General features: G+C 42.9%; 14 protein-coding genes. 12 read left to right on the forward strand and 2 right to left on the reverse strand.

Going from position 1 to position 19,959, the window contains the following annotated elements; genetic code table 11:
* Nucleotides 1–55: 55 nt before the first annotated feature.
* Nucleotides 56–1,045, reverse strand: coding sequence for a zinc-binding dehydrogenase (locus MKY99_RS00980; protein WP_339268165.1), 990 nt, complete (start codon nt 1,043–1,045; stop codon nt 56–58).
* A 128-nt stretch (nt 1,046–1,173) separates the two neighbouring features.
* On the opposite strand from MKY99_RS00980, the gene MKY99_RS00985 reads away from it, so the two are divergent.
* Both MKY99_RS00985 and MKY99_RS00990 read left to right on the forward strand, forming a co-directional pair.
* Nucleotides 1,174–2,031, forward strand: coding sequence for a LysR family transcriptional regulator (locus tag MKY99_RS00985; RefSeq protein ID WP_339268167.1), 858 nt, complete (start codon nt 1,174–1,176; stop codon nt 2,029–2,031).
* Between the two features lie 87 nt (nt 2,032–2,118).
* Complete coding sequence (locus MKY99_RS00990) at nt 2,119–3,372, forward strand: mechanosensitive ion channel domain-containing protein (RefSeq protein ID WP_076286813.1); 1,254 nt, start codon at nt 2,119–2,121, stop codon at nt 3,370–3,372.
* Nucleotides 3,373–3,514: 142 nt separating this feature from the next.
* Here the strand turns inward: MKY99_RS00990 and MKY99_RS00995 are convergent, their stop codons facing one another.
* Entirely contained in the window at nt 3,515–3,691 is a 177-nt protein-coding gene (locus tag MKY99_RS00995; protein WP_179085866.1) for a hypothetical protein, read from the reverse strand.
* A gap of 336 nt (nt 3,692–4,027) precedes the next feature.
* Between MKY99_RS00995 and MKY99_RS01000 the strand changes: the two genes are divergently transcribed.
* The 10 genes from MKY99_RS01000 to MKY99_RS01045 all read left to right on the forward strand — a co-directional run bounded on the left by MKY99_RS01000 (nt 4,028) and on the right by MKY99_RS01045 (nt 19,839).
* Nucleotides 4,028–6,169, forward strand: coding sequence for a pectate lyase (locus MKY99_RS01000; RefSeq protein WP_339268170.1), 2,142 nt, complete (start codon nt 4,028–4,030; stop codon nt 6,167–6,169).
* A 221-nt stretch (nt 6,170–6,390) separates the two neighbouring features.
* Nucleotides 6,391–8,700 (forward strand): helix-turn-helix domain-containing protein, encoded by a 2,310-nt coding sequence (locus MKY99_RS01005; RefSeq protein WP_339268172.1) that lies wholly within the window; start codon nt 6,391–6,393, stop codon nt 8,698–8,700.
* Nucleotides 8,701–9,126: 426 nt separating this feature from the next.
* A complete protein-coding gene (locus MKY99_RS01010; protein WP_339271439.1) occupies nt 9,127–10,014 on the forward strand; it encodes an ABC transporter permease subunit in 888 nt (295 codons plus the stop codon).
* Nucleotides 10,014–10,895 carry a carbohydrate ABC transporter permease gene (locus tag MKY99_RS01015; protein ID WP_339244278.1) on the forward strand — a complete coding sequence of 294 codons (882 nt, stop codon included), beginning with the start codon at nt 10,014–10,016 and terminating at the stop codon, nt 10,893–10,895. The genes MKY99_RS01010 and MKY99_RS01015 overlap by 1 nt, the downstream gene beginning before the upstream one ends.
* Nucleotides 10,896–10,950: 55 nt before the next feature.
* Complete coding sequence (locus tag MKY99_RS01020) at nt 10,951–12,468, forward strand: extracellular solute-binding protein (protein ID WP_339268174.1); 1,518 nt, start codon at nt 10,951–10,953, stop codon at nt 12,466–12,468.
* Between the two features lie 96 nt (nt 12,469–12,564).
* Nucleotides 12,565–14,232 (forward strand): DUF4091 domain-containing protein, encoded by a 1,668-nt coding sequence (locus MKY99_RS01025; RefSeq protein WP_339271441.1) that lies wholly within the window; start codon nt 12,565–12,567, stop codon nt 14,230–14,232.
* Nucleotides 14,233–14,286: 54 nt separating this feature from the next.
* Complete coding sequence (locus MKY99_RS01030) at nt 14,287–16,044, forward strand: beta-galactosidase (RefSeq protein ID WP_339268176.1); 1,758 nt, start codon at nt 14,287–14,289, stop codon at nt 16,042–16,044.
* A 232-nt stretch (nt 16,045–16,276) separates the two neighbouring features.
* Nucleotides 16,277–17,422, forward strand: coding sequence for a glycoside hydrolase family 88 protein (locus tag MKY99_RS01035; RefSeq protein WP_339271443.1), 1,146 nt, complete (start codon nt 16,277–16,279; stop codon nt 17,420–17,422).
* Nucleotides 17,423–17,429: 7 nt separating this feature from the next.
* A complete protein-coding gene (locus tag MKY99_RS01040; RefSeq protein ID WP_339244283.1) occupies nt 17,430–18,287 on the forward strand; it encodes a DMT family transporter in 858 nt (285 codons plus the stop codon).
* A gap of 46 nt (nt 18,288–18,333) precedes the next feature.
* Nucleotides 18,334–19,839, forward strand: coding sequence for a CehA/McbA family metallohydrolase (locus MKY99_RS01045; RefSeq protein ID WP_339268178.1), 1,506 nt, complete (start codon nt 18,334–18,336; stop codon nt 19,837–19,839).
* Nucleotides 19,840–19,959 lie beyond the last annotated feature (120 nt).

Genomic DNA, 19,959 nt, shown 5'->3' on the forward strand with positions numbered 1-19,959 from the left:
CCACGCCTGGGTTCCATATGGAGTAAATAAAAGACACCTTGAGAGGTGTCTTTTTTCAATTAATTCTTATTCCAATATTGCCAGACTGCTGCCCTTGTTGCATTCGCTGAAAGGCTTGAAGGGTGTCTTGTAAAGGATACACACTATCAATGATAGGGCGTATCGAGTGAAATTCCATAAATTCAAGCATCGCAATAAACTCTTCACTGCTTCCCATTGAGGTGCCGATGATACTGATTTGGGGGTAAAATATGGATCGTGCAGCTATTTCCATTCGATCTCCTGAGCTTGCTCCAAACGTAACAATCCGGCCATTTGGCTTAATGATATCAAAGTACTGTTGGAACGTAGCTGGCCCGATACTGTCCAAGATGAGATCCACTGTATCTCCTTTCATACTTTCCTTCCAATCGCTATGACTGTCAAAGGCATGATCTGCCCCATGTGCAAGAGCAACTTGCCTTTTTGTTTCACTTCGTGATGTGACACTGACTCTTGCACCCGCTGCTGAAGCCATAAGCATGGCATAAGTAGCCACACCGCCACCAATACCCGGAATAAGGATATGTTCACCTTGCTGTAAGCGGCCTCTCGTAAACAAAGCCCGATAGGCTGTCAAGGCAGATAAGGGCAACACGCCCGCTTCTTCCCAAGACAAATAAGCTGGCTTGCTGATGGCATTTTGCGCAGGGATGACGATAGACTCGGCAAATGTACCATCTGAAGGGCCGCCCACTATGGCCGGAACGTTCGGGACATCGTGGGTGATTTCCCATCCGATACACGGATTAATGATTACATCGGTACCTACTGTAAGTGATGTTATGCCTTCACCTACCGCTTCAATTATACCCGCCCCATCAGAGCCCATAATCAGGGGAGCATCCTCATTTTTTCGATCCGCTATGAGAAATAAGTCTCGATGATTTAACCCTGCGGTTTTCAGCCTTACTTTTACTTCACCGAAGCCTGGCTGTTTATCAACAACGTCTTCATATGTTAGGCTCTTCAAGCCGTTCATCCCAGCATGTACGATTGCTTTCATCCTAATCCTCCAGTCATTCGTATTTCAATGAATCTATATTGAATTGTACAGAGTGGGAATCATACAGTAAAATGAACAAAACCGATTGTGAGTATCATAAATGATCATACCAAGCAGGTGACATAGAAATGGAAAGCGGAGATTTAAGAATATTTCAGGCTGTGGCTCGAGAGGGGAGCATAACCAAGGCTGCGCAAATGTTGAACTATGTACAGTCTAATGTGACGACTCGAATTCAGTATCTTGAGGCTCAGTTGAAAACACCCCTTTTTCGGAGATCCAATCGAGGAATGACGCTAACTTTGGCTGGAGAGAATTTACTGGGGTATGCGGATAAAATACTGACTCTGATGGACGAGGCTGTGAAAACAACACAATTTTCGGACCATCCTGCAGGGCCTCTTCGGATAGGGTCCATTGAAGCGACAGCAGTCATTCATCTGACTCCTTTATTGGCCGAGTATCAATCACGATATCCGGATGTAAATTTATCGCTCACTACGGGTGTGACACATGCGCTCTTACAAAAGGTATTGGATTACGAGCTTGATGGAGCGTTCGTCTATGGTCCTATTGATGAGCCAGATATAGAACATATCGCGGCCTTTGAAGAGGAGTTGGTGTTGATCTCTGAGCCGGGACAAAACGAAATGTATGAGCTACTCATGAAACCGATGTTGTTCTTTGACGTTGGATGTACGCATCGGGCAAAAGCAGAGAGTTTTCTGAGAGGCACTGGCCTGACCACTTATCAGATTATGGAATTTGGCACATTAGCAGTTATTCTAGATGGCGTTTCCTCTGGACTTGGTGTGTCTATGCTGCCACAGTCATCGATTGCCAAGGCGGAAGAACAGGGCATAATCACTTCCCACCGTTTGCCTGAAGAGTATCGAGATTTGCAGGTATGGTTTGTGCATAGACATGACACAATTTACTCAAGCGCGTTAACCAGGTTAATACAATTAGTTGAAACTAGGCAATAATAGTTCACCCGCAACGATCGATACGTCGAATGTTAGTGCTAGACCATTTCATCAAACAATTTAAGTAACACGCAGCAGGAGGAAATGATGAATTTTATAAAAGATCAACTAGCAGGATACGGTGTAAGCGAACAAATGACAGGTTATCTTTCGAATATAATCATGGTCTTATTTATAGCACTACTCTCTGTACTAGCCAATTTAATAGCCAAAAAAATCGTGCTAAAGATAATTATTCATTTCATTAGTAAGGATCGGTATGCATGGGATAATATCGTTTTGGAGAAAAAAGTGTTTCACAAGCTGTCGCATCTCGCGCCAGCCTTCATCATCTATTATTCTGCGTCTATCTTTCCGCTATATCAGGCTTTTATTGAAAAATCCGCCTTAACTTATATGATTATCGTAACTATCACGGTGTTTAATGCACTACTTAATGCCATTGATGCTATTTATCGCTCATTCGAAGTCTCCAAGATTAGACCGATCAAGGGGTACATTCAGGTTGCAAAGATTATTCTATTTATCATTGGTGTTATTGTAGTGATCTCTAACCTCATTGGTCAGAATCCACTGATTATACTTAGTGGGTTAGGTGCATTATCAGCTGTTTTTATGCTGATTTTCAAAGATTCTATATTGGGCTTGGTGGCAGGTGTTCAATTATCATCTAATGATATGGTGCGTGTAGGCGACTGGATCGAAATGCCTAAATATAATGCGGATGGTGATGTAATTGACATTACATTGAATACGGTAAAGGTTATGAATTTCGATAAAACAATCACCATGATTCCTAGCTACGCCCTTATTTCAGATTCGTTCAAAAACTGGAGGGGCATGCAAGTTTCTGGCGGCAGAAGGATTAAACGAAGCGTTCATATCGATACAAGCAGCATATGCTTTTGTACAAAAGAAATGATGGAGGAATTCCAGAAGATTCACTACCTGTCCGATTTTATAAGGGCAAGATTAAATGAAATTAGCATTTATAATATCGAACATCAAATCAATACGGAGAGTAAAGTAAATGGAAGACATCTCACGAATGTTGGTGTATTCAGAGAATATATCCATGAATATCTGAGGAATCATCCTAAAATTCATAAGGATATGACGCTGATCGTCAGACAGCTAGCACCAGAGGATAATGGACTGCCCTTAGAAATCTACGCGTTTAGCAATGATACTAACTGGGTGGTGTATGAATCGGTTCAAGCTGATATCTTTGATCACATTTTTGCAGTTGTACCGATATTTGGGCTTCGTGTCTTCCAAAACCCGACGGGCCATGATATTGCTCGCTTAAAAGAAAGCAAAGAGTATTCGTCTGGATACTGAAGATAAGAATGATTTGCAGGAGAAGGCATTTCTTAATATCAGTAAAAAAGCGACCATCGTTGGTCGCTTTTTTACGTTTTTTTCATTTTGGAAAGGATCATAAAACGTGCGATTTATTGGGGTGCGGACATAGCTGAAGACTCTAATGGAAGTTCCCAGATTCATTTTCTGAGAATTTGCCATCGCTGTCATGCAGAGCTTGTTTGCGGCGATCATTACGGGCTTGCTGCTGCTGTTGGGCTTCCAGGCTGTTTACGGGCGTGGCTTCCAGTTCTTTTACTGTGTTGATTAGATTCTTATCTGGTTGATTTGCACTCAATTGAAAGCTCCTCCCTTGATTATCTAATGGTTGTGAATTTTATTATGTGCTGGCTACTGTGTGGCTATTCATGTTGTATTTTCACAAGAGCCCAGGATACATTGCTGAAAGGACGGGTGAATCAATGCTCTGTCCTATAATCATTAACTCAGAATACTGTTAGATGTGAAAAATATGAGGAAATGATTGTATCGGAACTGATTTCTGTTCTGATATGTTGAGGATGTTTTAGTCCCATAAAATGTAATATTGTCAGGAGGTGAAAAGGAAGCTTTATATCTTATTGCAAGCGGTTACAATTCTATCTGCAACAAATTAGAATCAGGAGGGAATAAAATGAAAAAAAGTATTGCCAAGGTAATCAGTATTGGTGTGTTGTTTTCTCTTGCACTTTCTTTGATAGCAGGTGGATGGACAAATACAGTAGTGCATGCTGCTGGTCTTTCGATAACAGGCAGTGGAGGCTGGAATGAAGCGGCATATGTGGAATGGTCACCTGTAAGTAATGCGACAGGATATAACGTATATGTTAAACAGGCAAGCGCATCAGATTCGGGGTACCAACAGATTGATAATGAATTGATCCGCAAATATTCTTCCTATTGGAGAGCGGATGCTGTAGGGCTTGCAGCTGGAAGTTATGTAATGAAGGTTGAGGCTACCCTATCAGGGGGAGGAACGGCAAGTTCAGTATCAAATACGTTATCCGTAACGTCATATGATCGATCTGGGTTTGCTTTTTCGGCAAGCTCGCCATTTGGTACGGGTTCTGGCGCTTATAATGAGAATGGAACCCTCAAGAATGGTGCTCAAGTGCTGTATATAACATCTCAGAATGCGAAAACCGTAACACTTGATGTGAAAATCAACAGCTCAGGTGCTGTACAAACAGGCGTTGGTCTTGGTAGCATCTTGGCTCTGAGACAAAAGGGTTATGATACAACCCCACTTGCCATCCGAATTATCGGTAAAGTTACAGCTGCTGACCTGAGTGGACAGCTTAACAGCAGTGGATATCTTGAAGTCAAAGGTAAAAATAATTATTCGGAAATGAATATTACAATCGAAGGTATCGGAAAAGATGCTTATGCATACGGTTGGGGATTGCTGCTTAGATATGTTGGTAATTTGGAAGTAAGAAATCTGGGTGTGATGTTATTTCCTGACGATGGCATTTCAATGGATACAGGCAATGCGAATGTATGGGTGCATAATAATGATATTTTTTATGGATCTGCAGGGAGCGATGCGGACCAAGCCAAAGGCGACGGATCTACGGACCTCAAAAAAGGATCAACGTACATTACCATCTCGTACAACCATTACTTTGATTCCGGAAAAGCTGCTCTAGTCGGACTTAGTGAGTCTGCAGAATTCTTTGTTACCTTCCACCATAACTGGTTCGATCATTCGGACTCCCGTCATCCGCGGATCAGAGTGGCCTCTGTTCATGTCTATAATAACTTCTATGATGGAGTCTCGAAATATGGTGTCGGCGTTACAACCGGAGCTTCGGCTTTTGTGGAATCCAATGTTTTTAGAAATACTAAAGACCCAATGCTTAGTTCTTTACAGGGTACAGATGCTTTAGGTGAGGGTACGTTCTCAGGTGAAAATGGGGGTGTGATTAAAGCTTATAACAATCTAATTGTTGATGCTTCAAGTCTTATCTACGCTAACTCCAATACAGGGACAGCTCCTGCTAATGAAACCTCATTTGATGCCTACTTAGCCTCGTCGAGAAATGAAACCGTCCCAAGCTCATACAAAGCATTAAAAGGTGGAACAGCCTACAATAACTTCGATACAAACGTCCAAACCGGAGTGAACGTATCGAATATTGACAACGTAAGCAATGTGGAACAGGTTGTTACGGCAAAAGCCGGACGTCTGAATGGCGGAGACTTCACATGGGAATTTAATGATTCCGTGGATGACGCATCGTATGCGCTGAATACTGCACTGATGTCTGCAATCAGAAGCTACACAACGGGGCTTGTCTCTGTAGGGGGCAATTCAAACCCAACAAGTCCGACACCAACTCCAACAGCTACTCCTGTGCCAACAGTAACACCATCTCCAACAATAGCACCAACAGCAACACCTGTACCGACAACGACACCCACGACAACGCCAGTGCCGACAGCGGGAGCAACCATTCATAACTTTACCACTGATGGAACAACGAGCAGCTTCTTCAATATCCAAGGAAATCTCTCAACAAGTAAGGGAAATGTGACATATCAGGGTTTAACCCTAACCCAATGTCTAAAAATCGAGAGTGCAACCAGTATTCAGTTCACAGCTGCTAAAGCTTCAACCCTAACCCTAGTGTTCAATACAGAAGGAACCAAAATAAAAGTGGATGGAACAAATTATCCTATAACGAATGGCATTGCCACTGTCTCCCTTACGGCGGGCGCACATACCATTACGAAGGATAGTACGGCGAATCTGTATTATATGAAGTTGGAATAGATAGTTTTATAAGATAAAAGCTGCTAACGATATTGCAATATCGTTGGCAGCTTTTTTGGTCAGGGTCGCTTTTTTTCTATGATCTTAAGACTCGAATCATTGTAGATTGTTTGATTTGTTTAATATTATAATATTTCCCAAAATTTTTTTCGTAGTTATTGACTTCATATCAAATGATTTGTACGCTGAGGACATAGTTTATCAACATGGGAGATTACAATATGAAGCTTAAAGATGATTACCGAACAATTTGGAATAAAAGATTGCTGAAGTATCCATCATTTTATCGCAAAATGATTGCATATACATTATTTTCATCGATCATTCCTATCGTTATCGTTGGAATCGCTAGTTATGCATTAACTTCTAATGCTATTAAAGATAATGTTAGCCAAGATATTACTCAAATCTTGAATTACGCTTCAAGGACGATGGATACCGAGTTGGAAGCGGTTCAGAATAACTTAGTCCAGATGGAACTGAGCTCGTTCTTTACTTCAGACTTGAATGAAATGAAGCGAACCAATTATTCCAGCTTCTATACGGGTGTATATCAGAATTTGTTAGCTTTTATGAACGGAAATTCTCGTGTTAAGGATATTGCGCTATATACATTGGATGAGAACTACTTAATATCATCAACTTACGGTGGAATAAAGATCGAATCAGCAGTGGAACGGGAGAAGTATGCGAACCTACTGGATAAAAATCAGCAACTAGATTGGAAAGTAGGCTATTCTCAGGGTGGCAAAGACTATGATTCAGGAATAACGTTAACAAGTACAGTACCTTTACATTCAAAAGAACCTATCGGATTTATCCAGGTCATCATAGATAATAAAGCGTTTGAATCACTGACAAAACAATTTCTTAAATACGAGCATGAGCAAATGTATGTGATGGATAACACCGGTCAACTTGTATTCCATTTGAACGGAAGCGAAGTGCCTGAAGACTTGTATGAATTGATAACGGTTACAAAAAAAGGTGAGCAAGAGTTTATCTATCGATGGCAGGACCGAGAGTACTTAGTGACCTCTACGGAATCTCCAATCCAAAAGATGTTGTTTGTGGATATGATCCCGACGGCGGAACTGTATAGCAGTGCAAGGCAGATTGCAGGCATTACGATAGGAATTGTAATTGCTGTACTTGCTGCAGGAATTGCATTGGCGATGATCGGCACTAGGAAAGTGTATAGTCCGATTCGGAAGCTAGTCTCTCTCATCAGCGATAATCAAACCGCGGATATGGGAACGGATGAGTTCAGTTATGTGAATCAGCGTTGGAAGGAAATTAACCGTAAAGCGAGTCAACTAGAAGAACAATTAAATGAACAATTTCCACTTATTCGCGAGCTGTTCGCCTTAAGGTTAATGGAGGGGCAGTTTACTCATGACCGTCGTGAATATTTACTGGAGCTTCTGCGCAGGCATTCTATTCCGGAGAAGCAGTGTGCAGTTGTATTTATTATTGCCTATGATCACTTATCGGATGTGACCAAGTTCCAAGAGACGGATAGGGATCTAATTCTCTTCATCATAAAGAATATGACGACAGAATTATTGGAGCATCAGCAACTGGAGGGCTTGGTCATCAACTCTTTTAATGATCAAGTTGTGGTTTGGCTATGGACAGAGCATGAAGAGGCAGACGTTTGGTCAGATAAGCTGAAGCCTGTGATTGATAGGATACGTGAGCAGATTACTCATTTTTTGAAATCTCCGGCGACGATCGGTTTGAGTCGAACCACATCGCATGTGGAGGAGTTGCCTGATTTATATCGTGAGGCGCAGCTTGCGATTCACTCGCGGATGATTAATGGGGGAAATCAGATTATTGAGAGCAAAGGGCTCGCGATTTCGATGATGTACCGTTATCCAACGGAGATTGAGAACCATCTGACCGATTCGCTGCTGGTGGGAGATCTCTCTGAAACGAAGCGGATGCTTGATGCATTCTCTGATAAAGTACAATCCGCTGTACACAATCCAGAGCTCATTATGATGTCTTACGATCAGCTGTTGTCTACTACTTTACGAATAGTATATTTAATGGATATAAATTCGGAGCAATTATTTGGCTATACAACTAGTGAACTCAATGTAAATTTGAGAAAACTCACAACTATACATTCAATTAATGAGTGGTTTATGGATCATATATTCGAACCGATTATGCTGTATGTGAATAGTAAGAAGAATCAAGAGTATGAGCAATTTATTGAGAAGGTCACGGACTATATCGAGGCAAACTATCATCTTGATATCTCTCTTGACCAGTGTGCACAGATATGCAATTTGAGCCCGCAATATTTAAGCAAGTTGTTTAAGCGGACGATGAATATTTCCTTTATCGAGTATGTAACACAATTACGTGTAGCCAAAGCCCAGGAGTTGTTAGAAACGACTGATTTATTGGTCAATGAAATAGCGGAGCAGGTAGGATATAACCCTAAAAATTTCATTCGTGTATTTAAGAAGCAGGTGGGCTTACCACCGGGGCAATATCGAGAGATGCATCGAAAATAGTATTCCTGACTAAATTAAATGCACTTTTTTTAATAAGACTTTGCCAAGAGCGAGAGAAATGAAACCTCTCGTTCTTGCAAGTCTTTTTTTGATTTTTATGAGGTGCAAATTTATAATCTCTCAGGGCTAATGAGGTTAATTATTGAGACTAGAAGTGTTCATAAACCCAGTAGTATCAAGCTATTCGCAATTATTGCACAAGGATCTCAGGCGAATAAGAATTGGTCATTGTTGATGGGCGTTGCAGCTTGTAAGATGCAGACATGAAACGTTACAGTCAACCAGGTTCAAACAAAATCGTTGGAGGTGGTGAAATCCTTGCCGCAATCTAATCTTAAATTAGCGAACGCAAGTTTATCACAGGCATATGAAGCCGACAGACAAAGATTAAATCCGAAAGACTCCCTATGGGCTCGATTCAAAGTCATATTTGGTCGAGAGAAATATTTGTACTTACTAGCACTTCCAGGTCTTCTCTTCTTTTTAATCTTCAAGTACTTCCCGCTATGGGGGCTAGGTTTAGCATTTAAAAACTATTCTCCATACCTAGGGTTCTGGGAAAGCGAATGGGTCGGATTCAAATATTTTCGTGAGTTTTTCACGAATCCAGACTTCTTTCTCTTATTTAGAAATACGATGGCGATTAGCTTGCTGAATATCATCTTCTTCTTCCCGATTCCTATCGTTCTTGCATTACTCATTAACGAGGTTCGGAGTATGAGATTTAAGAAAGTAATACAAACGATAGTTTATTTACCTCACTTTTTATCTTGGGTAATCATTGCTGGTATCTGTTTTATTATTCTTGGACAGAGCGATGGAATTGTTAACAAGATTATTGTTGAGCTTGGCGGTCAGCCAATCGCTTTCTTGACAGAGCCGAATTACTTCTGGGGTTTGTTAACTGCGCAGAGCATATGGAAAGAAGCCGGGTGGGGTACAATCATCTTCTTGGCTGCAATTGCAGGTATCAATCAAGAAATGTATGAGGCGGCTCAAATTGATGGTGCGAACCGTTGGAAACAGATTATGAAGATTACAGTGCCTTGCATCAGGAGTACAATCGTCGTGTTGCTCATACTCAGGCTCGGTCAAGTGATGGAGGTAGGGTTTGAACAGATCTTCTTGATGATGAGTTCTCCCGTAGCGCATGTTGCGGATGTCTTTGATACATATGTGTATCGGGCTGGGATACAGAATGGTCGTTTCAGTTATGCGACAGTCGTTGGAGTATTCAAGTCGGTTGTTGGTCTTGTACTTGTAGTAACAGCCAATCAGTTAGCTAAAAAATTCGGTGAGGAGGGTCTTTACTAATGAATAAGTCCCTCGGCTATAAAGTGACAAACGGCATCATTTATACGGTGCTCAGTTTAATCGGGCTTGTAACACTACTACCTTTTCTTTATGTCATTATCGTATCCTTTACAGATCCTTCGGAATATTTGAGCAAGCCATTAATTATTATTCCGGAAAACTGGAGTCTTTCCTCCTATAAGTACATTCTATCAACCAAGATGTTTATGAGCTCATTAGGGGTTAGTGCCTTCTTAGCTATTGTCGGCTCTGCGATTAGTATCATGGTGACGAGTGCCTTGGCGTATTCTCTGTCACGGAAACGATTCTTCGGGAAGAAGTTTTTCCTAGTTGCTATTCTAATGACGATGTTGTTCAACCCAGGAATGATTCCAAATTTCATGTTAGTTGAAGGATTGGGTCTTATTGACTCCATCTGGTCGTTGATATTACCGGCAATTACAAGTGCATGGTATGTATTCTTGATGAAGAACTTCTATCAGGAACTGCCGGAGGAGCTAGAGGAAGCAGCGAAGATTGATGGATGTAATGATATCGGGGTCTTTTTCAAAATTATGTTCCCGATCTCGCTGTCAGCGGTCGCTGCATTCGGTCTATTCTTTGCAGTAGGTTTCTGGAACACGTACTTCAATGGCGTTTTATACATCAACTCAGATGAACTTCGGCCGATGCAGGTTGTGCTGCAGATGATGCTGATACAAGCTTCAACGAATATAGCAGATCCATCCGTAGCTGCTATGCTACAGAGTGAGCAGATGCTTCCTCCAGAGACGATTAAGATGGCGGCAGTAGTCGTTGCTTCTCTACCTATCATTATGGTCTACCCGTTCCTTCAGAAGTACTTTGTTAAGGGTATGTTGGTTGGCTCCGTGAAGGGTTAAGGGGTAAACCAAGCTTATATATTAATTTATTAGATAAAAGGGAGGGTTTTTACAAATGAAAAAAAGAAGTTGGATGACCATGTTATTGGTGTTAGTTCTCACTACAAGCATGTTGGTGGGTTGTGCAAAGGGTGGTGAGACCAATTCTGCTGGAGATGCTTCCAAGTCTGAGCAGCAAAAGCCAGTTGAAATCAATATCGGTACGATGACTTATGGTGAATCCCCTAGTAGTGATCTTGAAAGCATTCTACAGCTGAATGAAAAATTGAATGTAAAGCTTCAGATAGACTTCTATCCAATTAATAACTATAAAGAAAAGTTGAATGCATTGCTTGCTTCGAAGAGTTTGCCAGATGTCGTTCTCATCGAGGATATTAATGACCCTGCGTTCTCAACTGCAATAGATCAAGGTGCATTCTGGGATTTGACTCCTTTCCTGCCAGACTATCCTAATCTAGCAGGCTATCCGGAGAATGCAATTAACAATATTAAGTTCAAAGGAAAATCTTATGGTATTCCACGCGTTCGTCCATTGGACGGGCATGAGTCGCTGTTGATTCGTGAAGACTGGCTCAAAAACGTAGGATTGACTGCTCCTACTACTATGGAAGAGTTCTACAAAGTGTTAGAGGCCTTTACAAAGAATGACCCGGACAAAAACGGTAAAAACGATACTTACGGTATGGTACAGGCAAGTGTCAGTCCTTATATGATGACGATGTTTGGTGCAGGTACATCGTGGAAGGAAACAGCTGATGGCGGTCTTGAGCCATACTGGCTAACAGCTGAAGCGAGAGAAGCGCTTGAATTCTGGAGCAAGGCTTATGGTGATGGTCTTATTACACCGGACTTACCAGTTATGAAGTCAAGCCAAGTGAAAGAAATGATGATTCAAGGCAAGGCGGGTATCTCATTCGGTAATATTAACGAAGCATTTATGTTTGGCCAAGAGTTGCAGAAGGTTAAGCCTGAAGCTGAGTTGAAGGCGTATGAAATTCCAGCTGCAAAAGACGGCAAGAAATACAATGAGCAAGCTTATGGTTATTATGGATTGTTCCTAGTTAACAAATCGGTTAGTGAAGACAAGCTCAAGAAGATTCTTGAAGTTTACAACGAAACGGCTACTCAAGAAGGCTACAATCTCGTGACTTATGGTATCAAAGACAAGGATTATACCGTTTCTGAAGATGGTTCTATTGTTCAAACAGATGAAGGTAAGAAGCAAGGATACGGTACAGCGACAACAGCACAATGGATTTCTGGGTTCTTCAATAAATACCAACGTGCTGAAGGACCTGGAATGCCAGCAGAAGTATTAGAGTACAATCGTAAGCTGATCGATACAATCTCAGAATCTTCGATTAAGAATCCTGCTGCAGGATTGCCAAATACCGAAGCGTGGATGGAAAAAGGCGGCGATTGGCAGAAGAAGTTTGTTGATATGTATACAAATGTCGTTATCAAAAAATCCAGCTTGGAGGATTGGGACAAGTTTATTAATGGACTGAAAGCAGACCCGAGCTTCCAGCAGCATCTCAAAGATACTAGCGATGCTTACAAAGCAAGTAAGTAATTAAGTAATTAAATAAGCCCGGTAAGTTCGAATAGTCAGTCGAGTTTGCCGGGCTTATCCTTTTTACCAATTCATATGGGGGGAAAAGAAGTGGAAATGTTGAATAGAGCTGCACGGATGGAAACAAGATGTATCAGTTCATTAATCAAGGTATTTGCTGATGAAGAACTGCATGCACCAACTCAACTTAGAGGCTCGGCACTACTTGGTGAATCCTATTCTTTCCAGGTTGCATATCGGGCAAATGTACTTATGCGGTCGCTTCAAGTTCGGGGCGAGCAATCCGAGTTGGGGTCCAATATCACTGTGCGAACTGTAGAGCTAGTGCCTGCTAATATGGTGAGCTATCACGATGCAGATGAACATGTCTTAAGAAGCACGTCGGGTCTTTATCCAGATGCGTTAATTCCGTTCGATACGAATCGGGGTTTAACTGGTTATCCGAATCAATGGCGCTCAATATGGATCACTGTTGAGGTGCCGCTCAATGCTAAGGCGGGATTATTTGATATTTGTATCCAAATCGCAAATGATAGCGGCGAACTAGTAAGTGAGGAAACATTTACGCTGGAAGTGATCGCGGCAACATTGCCGGAGCAGTCGCTTATACATACGGAATGGTTCCATGTAGACTGCTTGGCTACCTACTATAAAACGGACATATTTAGCGAGTACCATTGGCAGTTGATTGAGCAATACATCCACACCGCGGTGAAACATGGAATGAATATGATTCTAACCCCTTTGTTTACACCGCCGTTAGACACGGAGATCGGGGGAGACCGCCCAACCGTACAACTTGTTCAAGTAGAACGGACAGGAGAGAAGTATAACTTCACTTTTGAGCGATTAAAGCGTTGGATAGAGCTGTGTGACCGCAGTGGCGTGAAATATTTTGAGTTCTCCCATCTATTCACACAATGGGGTGCCAAGCATGCACCAAAAGTAATGGCTATGGTTGATGGTCAATTAAAGCAACTATTTGGATGGGATACCGATTCTAGAGATCCGGAGTACACGGGATTCCTTACGTTATTTTTACAAGAGCTATTAGCGTTTGTGAAAGAGAATGGTTTAGAGCAGCGAGTTTATTTCCATCTATCGGATGAACCAAATCTTGCGGACATGGATACTTATCGTGCAGCGAGCGAACTTATTGGGCCAATTCTAGAAGGTTTTCCGATCATTGATGCGCTCTCTGAGTATGAATTTTATGAAAGTGGTTTAATTAAGCATCCGATTCCAGCGAGCAATGGTATTCAACCATTTCTGGATCATGGCGTAGAGGGGTTATGGACTTATTATTGCTGTGCCCAATACAAGCTCGTTTCTAATCGCTTTCTTCATATGCCGTCATCACGCAATCGTATACTCGGGATGCAAATTTACAAGCTAAAGCTTAAAGGATTTTTGCATTGGGGTTACAACTTCTGGTATGCACAATTCTCGAAGTATCCGATTGATCCATTTCAAGTGACGGATGCAGGAGGTGGATTTCCAGCGGGCGATGCATTTTTGGTATATCCAGGCGCTGAGGGGCCGATCGAGTCGATCAGGCTGGAGGTCCTTACGGAAGCTCTGCAAGATTTACGCGCACTTGAGCTACTCGAGCAGAAAGTCGGAAGAGAGGCAGTAATCGCCTTATTGGAAGATGGCTTGGAGCAAGAATTATCCCTTGAAGTATACCCACAAGAGGCAGAATGGTATATCCGTAAGCGTGAAGAGATTAACCGTCTGGTTAGCGAGAATTCTTGTTCAGAATAGTAATGACAGGTAGAAGGAGTCTATATCGAGTTCATGAGTAGAGGAGTATCTAATATGGCATCATTCACAGTGCAAGGAGATCAATTTCTTTATGAGGGTACACCCCTTACGCTTGTGTCAGGAGCGATTCACTATTTTCGCGTAATTCCTGAGTATTGGAAGGATCGATTGAGCAAGCTGAAGGCTTGCGGCTTTAACACGGTAGAAACGTACGTTGCATGGAATATTCATGAGCCTCAGGAAGGTAAGTTCTGTTTTACGGGTATGGCGGATATCGTCACATTTATCGAAACAGCAGCAGAGTTAGGTTTGCATGTTATCGTACGCCCAAGTCCTTACATCTGTGCGGAGTGGGAGTTCGGTGGAATGCCGGCCTGGTTGCTTGCCGAGGATGGGATGCGCTTGCGCTGTTATGACGAGGCATTTTTATCTAAGATAGATTCTTATTATGATGTGCTGTTGCCGAAGCTGAAGCCGTTGTTATGTACGAATGGCGGTCCGATCATCGCGATGCAGATAGAGAACGAGTACGGAAGCTATGGCAATGACCTGAAATATCTTGAACATATACAGGAAAGCATGGTCTCACGTGGAATGGACGTCCTGCTGTTCACCTCAGATGGCCCGGAAGATTTCATGCTGCAAGGCGGTATGGTTCCAGGAGTTCTAGAAACCGTTAATTTTGGTTCGAGAACCGAGGAAGCCTTTAATAGTCTGAAGCAGGTGCAGCCGGATAAGCCACTAATGTGTATGGAGTATTGGAACGGGTGGTTCGATCATTGGAACAAGCCGCATCATACGCGACATGCACAGGATGCTGTGCATGTGTTTGAGGATATGCTGAAGGCTGGCGGATCGGTTAACTTTTATATGTTTCATGGCGGAACAAACTTTGGATTCTACAATGGTGCCAATAATCACGGGATATATGAGCCAACGGTAACTAGCTACGACTATGACAGCCCACTGACAGAATGGGGGGACGTTACGGAGAAGTACATTCTGTTAAGGGAGCTTATTGCAAAATATCTCGATACGGAGATAATGCCGCTTCCTGAGCCTGTTCGCAAGATGGATTATGGCAGTGTTCAGATGAAGCCAGTAGCACCGCTGTTTGACCTACTGCCAGTGCTGTCGACGCCTGTGCAAAGGACTTGCCCTGAGCCGATGGAGAAGCTTGGACAGGATTATGGCTTCATTTTATATACAACGAAGGTTTCCGGTCCTAGACAAAATTGTTCACTGGTCTTGCAGGAGGTACATGATCGTGCGCTCGTATTTCTCGATGGAGAGTATAAGGGAGTTATTGAGCGTTGGGATCCGCAGCCGATTGAGTTCCATGTACCAGAGGGCGGAGCAGAGCTTCGTATTCTAGTCGAGAATATGGGCAGAACAAACTATGGACCGTATTTAAGAGATTGTAAGGGAATTACCGAGGGTGCGAGATTGGGATTCCAGTTCCTATTTGATTGGACGATTCATAGTCTACCAATGGACAATATCGATCTACTACATGAACCTGTTGTTAATGTTGAGGAAGGAAAAGAAGGCCCTGTATTTTATAAAGGCTCCTTCCATATTGAGCAAGAGGTAGATATCGCAGACACCTTCCTAGCACTTGAGGGCTGGACAAAGGGAATTGTATTCGTAAATGGCTTCAATCTCGGACGTTATTGGGAGGCGGGACCGCAAAAGACGCTTTATGTTCCAGGGCCATTGCTGCATGCCGGTGAGAATGAGATTGTTGTGTTCGAATTGCATGGTACGAATGACCTGCAAGTTACACTTCAGGATCAACCGGACTTAGGGTGACATTACTATGGGTTCAGTAGGAGGAGACCTTGAATGGGCATCAGAAAGAGACGGATTTCAATTATAGTAGCATTCTGTATGACATTCCTACATCTTGGTTGAGCATGTGAAGACATTCAAGGATATGGACAATCATTGGGCTAAGGAAGATGTAGACTATCTGGTGAGGCTGCTGCAGTTCTGCAACGAATGCTTCGCTGAGATGAATGGATCGTGGAAAGGGTGTAAGGACATGTGGAAACATGCAATTGAAGATGCAATGGAGAAGATCAAAAATAATGTGGAGCGTTTCGGTGATCGCTTCCCGCATGTCAGTGTTAACGGCAGGTATGTATTGAACAATAATGATGATTGGACGAACGGGTTCTGGAGCGGAATGCTGTGGCTGTGCTACGAGTATTCTAGCGACGAGGCTTACCGTGAGGCAGCACGCCTTACGGTAAAAAGCTTCAAGCGGAGAATGGAACAGAACATCGTTCTTGATCATCATGACATTGGATTCCTCTATACGTTATCCTCGCAGGCGCAATGGGTGGTGGAGCAGGATGAGGAATCAAGAGAATTGACACTACAAGCGGCAGATGTACTCATGCGTCGTTGGCGCGAGGATGGACAGTATATTCAAGCTTGGGGACTGTCTGGTGATGCACAGCATGGGGGACGAATGATCATTGATTGTCTCATGAATCTCCCGCTGTTGTTCTGGGCTTATCAACAAACAGGGGAAGAGCGTTATCGTCAGGTTGCGATTAAGCAAGCTGATCAAAGCCAGCGATATCTTGTGCGTGGGGATGATAGCTCATACCATACGTTTGTGTTTGATACGGAAACAGGTGAAGCGCTTGGCGGAGCGACTCATCAAGGATTTACGAACGGATCTACATGGGCTCGTGGTCAAGCATGGGGTATTTATGGCTTTTCCCTTGCCTATCGCTACACAGGACATAAAGTTTACTTGGACACGGCGAAGCGTATGGCATCCTATTTTATTGGGCAACTGCCAGAAGATTATGTGGCTTATTGGGACTTTGATGCTCCGGTTAATACGAATATGTATCGAGACAGTTCCGCTTCAGCGATCGCCGCAGCTGGCTTGATCGAGATGCTAAGTCTTCTTGACGATACAGATCCCGATCGCGCTGAGTTTGAAGAGAAGTTTGAGCTGTCGATGACCTCACTCGTGCTTCATTATTCAACTATTGGCGAAGAAGGAGCCGAGGGATTATTAAAACATGGGTCCTACTATGTACGAGGAAATGTAGCTCCAGATGATTATATGATATGGGGCGATTATTTCTACCTTGAAGCACTGATACGTTTGGAAAAAGGAATAAAAGGATACTGGTACGAGTCACAACCTTTACAAGAAACTCGGTGATTAAACAATGACAACTATCGCACTCATACTCGTGTTAGCATCTGGTTTTACGCATTCAATATGGAATTTGTTTGCGAAACGTAGCATGAACAAAGATGTGTTCCTATGGATGATTAATATCCCGTGTTTTTTGCTGCTTACTCCATATCTGATTGAATGGCTAGTAAGCAATACGATTCCATTGAAAGCTTACGGCTTAATATTGCTATCTATAATGCTGCAGAGCGGGTATTTCATACTACTATCGAAGGCGTATCAGTTCGGTGATATTTCGCAGGTTTACCCGATTATGCGTGGGACAGGAGCACTGCTCGTTCCTGTCCTAAGTGTACTTATGTATAACGAGTCCCTTTCCATCTTCGGATGGGCAGGTTTAATGCTTATTATTTATGGAATGATCCGCATCGGTGGCTTTAAGCTGAATCGAACATTGCTGCAAGATAAGAAGTATATGAAGGGTCTTATGTATGCTCTTGGGGTTGGTTTATGCATAACAGGCTATACCCTGACAGATAAGAACATATTGGAATTCATGCCACCGCTTGCATTACTGGCCCTGTGCAACATTGGCTATATGCTTGTTCTAACATTGCCTGCCTTGCGCTCGAAAGCGGTTAAGACGGAGTGGAAGATCAATAAGGTACCACTTATAGTCGGCTCCATTTTATCGCCAGGATCTTACTTGTTATTCTTATTTGCTATGAATCTAGGCCCTTTAGCACATCTGTCTCCGATCCGAGAGATAGGCACCGTCTTCGGGACACTGCTAGGCATAATAGTCTTGAAGGAACAGCAGGGTAGAATGCGGGTCATGATGTCGATTGCGATTACGGCAGGGATAATTATTATTGGAACACTTGGATAGATGAAGAATTGTACAACTAAACTTGGAATATGGAGGGTGGTTAACTATGAATAAAGGACAAATTTCCGTTAAGCTGGAACAGAATAATACCTACTTCCCGATTGAGGCTGAAGAAGAGTACGAATGGTTCGCGATTCGATTTACTTATGAGAAGGAGAAGTCGTGGGGACGATTACATTTGTTTGATTCGGAAAAACATATTCGATTCTGCTTTCTGGATGGTGGAAACGAGCGGCTCATTGTCGTTCATAACCAACCGGAATTAACGAGTTCAATAGCGGTGCCAGGGCCGATTATGACCGGCACATGGATGCTTGAAGTTTCAAATGAAGAAGGCAGAACTTTTGAAGCTGAGTGGGAATTTGGTTGTGGCACATTGCCAGACGAGTATGTATCTGCGCAAATTCAGGGCGAACGTGAGTATTGGAACAGCGGCAAGCTGAATGCTGGCTTCATAATGGAAAACTATGACTGGGCGAAGATATGGCAGGCAGGAAGCCGTTGGTACAAGGGGGATTTCCATACGCATACCGTGTTGTCCGATGGCAAGATGACTCAGCTTATGAATCGTGAGCAGGCACTGAAGCAAGGTATGGATTTCTTTGTAGCGACAGATCACAATGTAATGTCTACATCTTGGGCTAAAGGAGATGCGCTCGTCATTCCAGGTGTAGAGGTAACAGCTGGCGACGGACATTGGAATGCACTTGGACTTCGAAAATGGATCGATTGGCGAGCAACCTCACCGGATGGAGGCCTAACCACTCAGCAGGGTATGGATCGATTGATGAAAGAGGCGGCAGAGCTGGGGGCGATTTGCTCAATTAATCATCCGATGCTGACGCCATGGGCTTGGCTATACGGAGAGACGCAGTTGGAGGGAGTACATTCCATGGAAATATGGAATGACCCGACCTTTTCTCCTAACAATGTAGCTACCGAGAAAGCATTGCAGTTATGGACAGCAAGCTGGAATGAAGGCTACCGCATTACAGGTATTGGCGGCTCTGACTCACATATGCTACCAACTGAGAGCTATGATGATAGCCCAATTCCTTCTTTAATCGGGGATCCTGCTACGTATGTGTGGTGTGATGATCTGAGTGCAGATGCAGTATTAGAAGGTGTGCGAAATGGGCATGTTTATGTATCGCGTGGTCCAGTGATTGATGCATCGATTCAAGCTGGTGGTAAAACTTATCGCTTCGGCAGTGACCTGTCTGCTGCATTCAGTCAGGAACAAGGAGAAATAGCATCTCATGAGGTGAATTGCACATTAAGCGTAGCAAGTGATGTCAACGCTCGAGTGACACTGATCCACAACGGAATTGCTGAATCGGTAAGGGATGTATCTATAACGGCCACAGGAGAAGTACCTGAGGTGCTGGAATGGAATATAGCTTTAGAAGAGGGGACGTATAACTGGTATCGCTTTGACATTCGTGATGAAGCGGGGACGCTGCTCGCCTTTACGAATCCAGTTTATTATGGTTCTAAGAAGCCGCAGATCACAACTTATAACGAGCTCTTGGCAAGTGCGAACCTGACGTGAAAATAGATGCTGCATTTATTGTTGAAGCTAGCGGATAAGACAATTTTACAAACCGTATACACGTAAATAGGCTACCCAGGTTCTGAGCTCAGGTGAATTGTGATTTCACATAGCTACGAT

It is taken from the genome of Paenibacillus sp. FSL R5-0470, assembly GCF_037975205.1.
Lineage (GTDB): Bacteria > Bacillota > Bacilli > Paenibacillales > Paenibacillaceae > Paenibacillus_AQ.